At 70.4% G+C, this 5,451-nt stretch carries 4 protein-coding genes; 1 reads left to right on the top strand and 3 read right to left on the bottom strand.

The features are described from left to right. The coding region (locus tag VFE05_07285) for a hypothetical protein (protein ID HET6229859.1) at positions 1-817 on the top strand (817 nt) is incomplete at its 5' end. Positions 818-1,257: 440 nt separating this feature from the next. On the opposite strand, the gene VFE05_07280 is transcribed toward VFE05_07285, so the two are convergent. The 3 genes from VFE05_07280 to glgB all read right to left on the bottom strand — a co-directional run bounded on the left by VFE05_07280 (position 1,258) and on the right by glgB (position 5,107). Continuing rightward, complete coding sequence (locus VFE05_07280) at positions 1,258-1,986, bottom strand: hypothetical protein (GenBank protein HET6229858.1); 729 nt, start codon at positions 1,984-1,986, stop codon at positions 1,258-1,260. Positions 1,987-2,097: 111 nt separating this feature from the next. Further along, positions 2,098-2,505, bottom strand: a complete 408-nt coding sequence (locus VFE05_07275) for a response regulator (GenBank protein HET6229857.1) — start codon at positions 2,503-2,505, stop codon at positions 2,098-2,100. 382 nt (positions 2,506-2,887) lie between these two features. Next, a complete protein-coding gene (gene glgB, locus VFE05_07270; GenBank protein ID HET6229856.1) occupies positions 2,888-5,107 on the bottom strand; it encodes a 1,4-alpha-glucan branching protein GlgB in 2,220 nt (739 codons plus the stop codon). Positions 5,108-5,451: the final 344 nt, after the last annotated feature.

Here is a 5,451-nt window from a genome sequence, read left to right as displayed (position 1 = left end):
GGAGTTCGTGGCCCGCGTGGGCCAGTACATGGAGAAGGCCACGCGCGAGGCCAAGGTCCACACCAGCTGGATCAACCCCGACGAGGAGTACGACCAGGGCTTGCAGGCCTTCGTGCGCGCGATCCTGCGGCGCGGCGCAGGCAACGCGTTCATGGAAGACTTCCGCGCACTCCAGCCCGTGGTGGCGCGCATGGGCATGCTGAACGCCCTGTCGCAGACGCTGGTGAAGCTGGCCGCGCCCGGCGTGCCGGACGTGTACCAGGGCCAGGAGCTGTGGGACTTCAGCCTGGTCGATCCGGACAACCGCCGGCCGGTGGATTACGCGCTGCGCCGGGAAACGTTGGCCGCCCTCCGCCGCGACCTGGAGGAGCGCGATCCCGCCGCCGTAGCCCGCGAGCTGATGGACGCGTGGGAGGACGGGCGCGCGAAGATGTTCCTCACCCACCGCGCGCTGCTCCTGCGCGAGGCGCTGCCGGACCTGTTCCGCGACGGCGAGTACGTCCCGCTCGCCTCCGCTGGCGAGGCCGTCGGGCACCTGCTCGCGTTCGCGCGCCGCGGCGCCGGCTCCACCGTCGTCGCCGTCGTCCCCCGCCTCGCCGCCGCCCTCATGCGCGGCCACGACTTCGCCCTTCCCACCGCCGGCACGTGGAAGAACACGTGGGTCGAAGGCTCGGCAGACGTGCTCTCCGGCCGCTTCCGCAACGTTCTCACCGGCGAGGTAGTCGAATCCTCCCCTCGCGGGGCGCTCGCAGGCCTGCGCGCGGACGAGCTGTTCGCCTCGTTCCCCGTGGCGCTGCTGGAGAAGGTGGAGGATTGACGGAGCACGCCTGGGGCGGTGTCGCTGGGGGGAGGCGCCCCCTCCCCCGGCCCCTCCCCCGCAAGCGGGAGAGGGGAGAACTGCTTGCGGGCGTGGGGTTTAACTCGTGCTCGCGCCCGGGGCGGCGGCTGAACAGGCCCAAGCGTGCTCGGTAGATGCCCATCATCCCGACGCTGCGGCGACGCCGGTTCGCGCCTCAGCCACCCGTCTCTTCACCCTGGTGAGGATGGAGCCTTCAATGGAATCCAAATCCCCCGAAATTCTAACGGCTGCCCCCAATTAGCTCCCCTCCCCCAGGCAGTTTTGGGGGAGGGGCTGGGGGAGGGGGCACCCGCCCCACGCCTCCAACTACCCTCACTCTGCAACAAGAAACCGCCAGCCCGGCAGCGAAGCCGGACCGGCGGTTTGTTTGTCGAGGGATGTTGGATGCGCCCCCGGGTTCAGCCGTGGCGGACCGCTTCAAGCACTCGCTCGGCGAGGTCGCCGGAGACGCCGCGGACCTCGGCCAGCTCGGACGCCTGCGCGTTGCGGAGGCTCCAGAGCGTCTCGAACCGCTCGACGAGCGCGGACACCTGGGGCGGGCTCAGCTCCGGCATGCGCTCCAGCACCAGCGACAGTCGCTCGCTCTCCAGCTGCCGGCCGATGGCGTGGTGGTCGCTCACGTCGTGCCCGCGTCCGTGAAGCTCGTCGAGGAACGCGAGCCAGTCGTCGTGCCCCCAACCCTCGGCGCGCGTGGAGGCGAAGTCGCGCATGTGCGCCCGCAGGTCCGGGGCGCCGCCCTCCGCCTTCGCCTCTCCGCCACTCTTCGCCCGGCCGGGCGTCTCCGCGGCCGTCTTCTTCGCCGCCGCGCCGCCGGACGCCTTCGCCGTCTTGGAGGGCGCCGAGCCGGCGGATGCGTTCGCGCTCTTCCCGGCCTTCGCCGAAGCTCCGGCGGAGGGCGTGTCCGACGCACCCGTGCCGGCAGCCGCTTTCCCACGCGCCGGCGCCTTCACGGGCGTGGCGGAACCGGCGGGCTTCTTCGTGGCGGCGGCCGTCTTCTTCGCGGTTGCCGATCGGGTCGGCTGCTTCGACGCGGCCGGCTCTTTCTCCGCTGTGTCGCCAGCCGGCGTCGCGACCGTAGCCCTGGTCTTCTTCGCCGGCTTCTCCGAGCCGGACGTGGCTTTCGCCATGTATCCTCCCGTGACGTGTCTGGACTGGTTTCTCCGTTGCGCGGGGCCCACGACCTCTCGCGCGGGCTCACCCGCGGGCACGCGACGCCCAGGCGGCGTGCACGCGCAGGGTCAGGTGGCGGGCTGGCCCAGCGCCTTGCGGACGGCGTCCACCACCTCGCGCGGGGCGATGGGCTTGGTGAGGAAGCCGTCGCAGCCCGCCTCGGCGGCGGTGCGGCGGTCCTCGCCGAAGGCGCGGGCGGTGAGCGCGATCACGGGGATGTGCGCCGTCTGCGGAATGGCCTTGATGCGCCGCGTGGCCTCCCACCCGTCGATCCCCGGCATGGTCACGTCCATCAGGATCACCGCCGGGTTGTGCTCCTGCGCCAGCTCGATGCCCTGCTCGCCGTCGAACGCCTCCACCACCGCGAACCCGAAGTGGCGAAGCGCCGTCGAGTAGATCATGCGGTTGTCTTCGTTGTCCTCCACGAGGAGGACGGTCTGCACTGCCACGCGCGACCCCCGGAAAGGCTGGTTCATGCCCGTTGCGGGCCGACCCTCAAACCGCCCCGGCCACGCAAGAATCGGCGCAGCACAGCCCAGCGGAACGCACCTCTCCGCCGTGTCGGACGCCGCCCCCGCGTCCCACCGCATACGGAACTCCGCACAAATAGGTGTGACGCAACGACATCTGCGGTCTCCTCCGCTCATCCGCGATCGTCGACCGAACCTCGAGACCGAGGATGCATTGGCTCCGTCCCCATGCGCGGCTCGCATCGGCCGAAGCACCGCGGATGCCTGGCACTCCGCCCGGCACCAGGTCGAATCGGCAGATGCGACGCCTTCCATCTCCCGTCCGCCGCTTCACATCTCTCGATCCACGATCCAGCTCGCCCGAGCCACGATCCGCGTCTCCCGAACGTCAGCCTTCGCCGCTCGGCTCGCGCTTGAGGACGAGGATGCCGAGCGGGGGCAGGGTGAGCGAGATGGAGTGCGGACGCGACTGGGCCGGCACGGGCTCGGACGCGACGCCGCCTGCGTTGCCCAGGTTGCTGCCGCCGTACAGCTCCGCGTCGCTGTTCAGCAGCTCGCGGTACTCGCCCTCGGCGGGCACGCCCACGCGGTAGGCGTGGCGCGGCACCGGCGTGAAGTTGCAGACGAAGAGCAGCTCGTCGCCCGGCCGCTTGCCGCGCCGCAGGAACGAGACGATGCTCTGCTCCACGTCGCGGAAGTCGATCCACTCGAACCCCTCGTGCGAGAAGTCGACTTCCCAGAACGCGGGCTCGGCTCCGTAGAGCGCGTTGAGGTCGCGCACGAAGCGCTGTATGCCGGCGTGCAGCGGCCCGCCCAGCAGGTGCCAGTCCAGCGAGCGCGACTCGCTCCACTCGCTCCACTGCCCGATCTCGCCGCCCATGAACAGCAGCTTCTTGCCGGGGTGGCCCCACATGACGCCCAGCGCCAGGCGCAGGTTGGCGAACTTCTGCCAGTCGTCGCCCGGCATCTTGGCGAGCAGCGAGCCCTTCAGGTGCACCACCTCGTCGTGCGAGAAAGGCAGCACGAAGCGCTCGCTGAAGGCGTACATCAGCGAGAAGGTGAGCAGGTTGAAGTGATACTTCCGGTAGATGGGCTGCTCTTCCACGAAGCGCAGGAAGTCGTTCATCCACCCCATGTTCCACTTGAGGTGGAAGCCCAGCCCGCCCAGGTGCGGCGGCTGCGTGACGCCCGGCCAGGCGGTCGACTCCTCGGCGATCATCAGCGCGCCGGGTAGGCGCTCGCGCACCAGGCCGTTCAGCTCCTGCAGGAAGGCGATGGCCTCCAGGTTCTCGCGCCCGCCGTGGCGGTTGGGCACCCACTGCCCCGGCTGGCGCGAGTAGTCCAGGTACAGCATGGACGCCACCGCATCTACCCGCAGCCCGTCCACGTGGTACTCGTCGAGCCAGAACAGTGCGTTGGCGATGAGGAAGTTGCGGACCTCGTTGCGCCCGAAGTTGAAGATGAGCGTGCCCCAGTCCGGGTGCTCGCCCTGGCGCGGGTCGGCGTGCTCGTACAGCGCCGTGCCGTCGAACCGCCGCAGCGCGTGTGCGTCCTTGGGGAAGTGCGCCGGCACCCAGTCCAGGATCACCCCGATGCCGCGGCGGTGCAGGTGGTCCACCAGGTACTTGAAGTCCTTGGGGCCGCCGTGGCGCGACGTGGGCGCGTAGTAGCCGGTGACCTGGTAGCCCCACGACGGATCGTACGGGTGCTCCATCACCGGCAGCAGCTCCACGTGCGTGAAGCCCATCTCGCTCACGTAGTCGGCCAGCTGGTGGGCCAGCTCGCGGTAGGTGAGCGGCCGGTCCTCCTCTTCCGGCACGCGGCGCCACGAGCCCAGGTGCACCTCGTACACGGCGAAGGCGCCGCACTCCTCCTTCGCCTCGGCGCGGCGGGCCATCCACGTGTCGTCGCCCCACTCGTAGCCATTGATCTCGGCCACGACGGAGCCGGTGGCGGGGCGGTGCTCGGCCTGGAAGGCGACGGGGTCGGCCTTGAGGAAGGTGCCGGCGTGGCCCGTCTGTATCTCGTACTTGTAGACGGTGCCGGCCTCCATGCCGGGGATGAAGATCTCCCACACGCCCGCGCCGGGGTGCAGCCGCATGGGGAAGCGCCGCCCGTCCCACGCATCGAAGTCGCCCACCACGCTCACGCGGTCCGCGGCGGGCGCCCACACGGCGAAGCGCACGCCCGCCACGCCGTCCATCTCGCACGGATGCGCGCCCAGCACGTCGTACAGCCGCAGGTGCGTGCCCTCACCGATGAGGTAGAGGTCGAACTCGCTCACGGTGGACGGGAACGCGTACGCGTCGGCCTCCTCCGCGACCTGCCCGTCCGCCGTCTCGGTGCGCAGGCGGTACGGGAACGACTCCGCCCCGCGGGGGAAGACGGCCTCGAAGAAGCCTTCCGGGTGGATGCGCTCCATGGGCGTGACGGCGCCGCCGGCCGCGTCCACCACGGCGGCGCTCTCCACGCCGGGGATGAACGCGCGCGCCACCAGCCGTATCTCGCCGCCGATGGAGACGCGGTGCAGGCCCAGCACCCGGAAGGGATCGCGGTGGTCGCCGCGTACGATCTGCTCTACGTCGTGCTGAAGTGTCGCCGAACCCATCGTGTCGCTCGTCTCCGGTTGTCGCTGCGCTGCGCGTGATGCGAACCGCGCCCGACCTGCGAACGCCGTGCCGGGAGGGCCTTCACCGTCCCCGGCGAGCGTAGCGCGAGACCGGTGACGGCCGGCCTGCGACGGATGGCGGGCTTGTTCGCGTGCCGGTTTCCGGCTATCCTGAGGATGCAGATGTACGGACTTCCTCACTGGAGGCTACGATGGCCCAGGACGACACCAAGCCCTGCTGCGACTGCGAGTGCTGCAAGGACGGTTGCTGCAACAACGAGCACTGCGACTGCTGCTGAGGCCACGCCGCTGGTCGTACGGAAAAGAGAGGTGGACGCCGGGGA

The organism is Longimicrobiaceae bacterium (assembly GCA_035696245.1).
Lineage (GTDB): Bacteria > Gemmatimonadota > Gemmatimonadetes > Longimicrobiales > Longimicrobiaceae > DASRQW01.
This window is presented reverse-complemented; position numbering and strand designations above follow the sequence as displayed.

Bases quoted from the DNA above. Each gene is read 5' to 3' on its own strand.
- glgB (HET6229856.1), bottom strand. From the start codon at position 5,107: ATGGGTTCGGCGACACTTCAGCACGACGTAGAGCAGATCGTACGCGGC.
- VFE05_07275 (HET6229857.1), bottom strand. From the start codon at position 2,505: ATGAACCAGCCTTTCCGGGGGTCGCGCGTGGCAGTGCAGACCGTCCTC.
- VFE05_07280 (HET6229858.1), bottom strand. From the start codon at position 1,986: ATGGCGAAAGCCACGTCCGGCTCGGAGAAGCCGGCGAAGAAGACCAGG.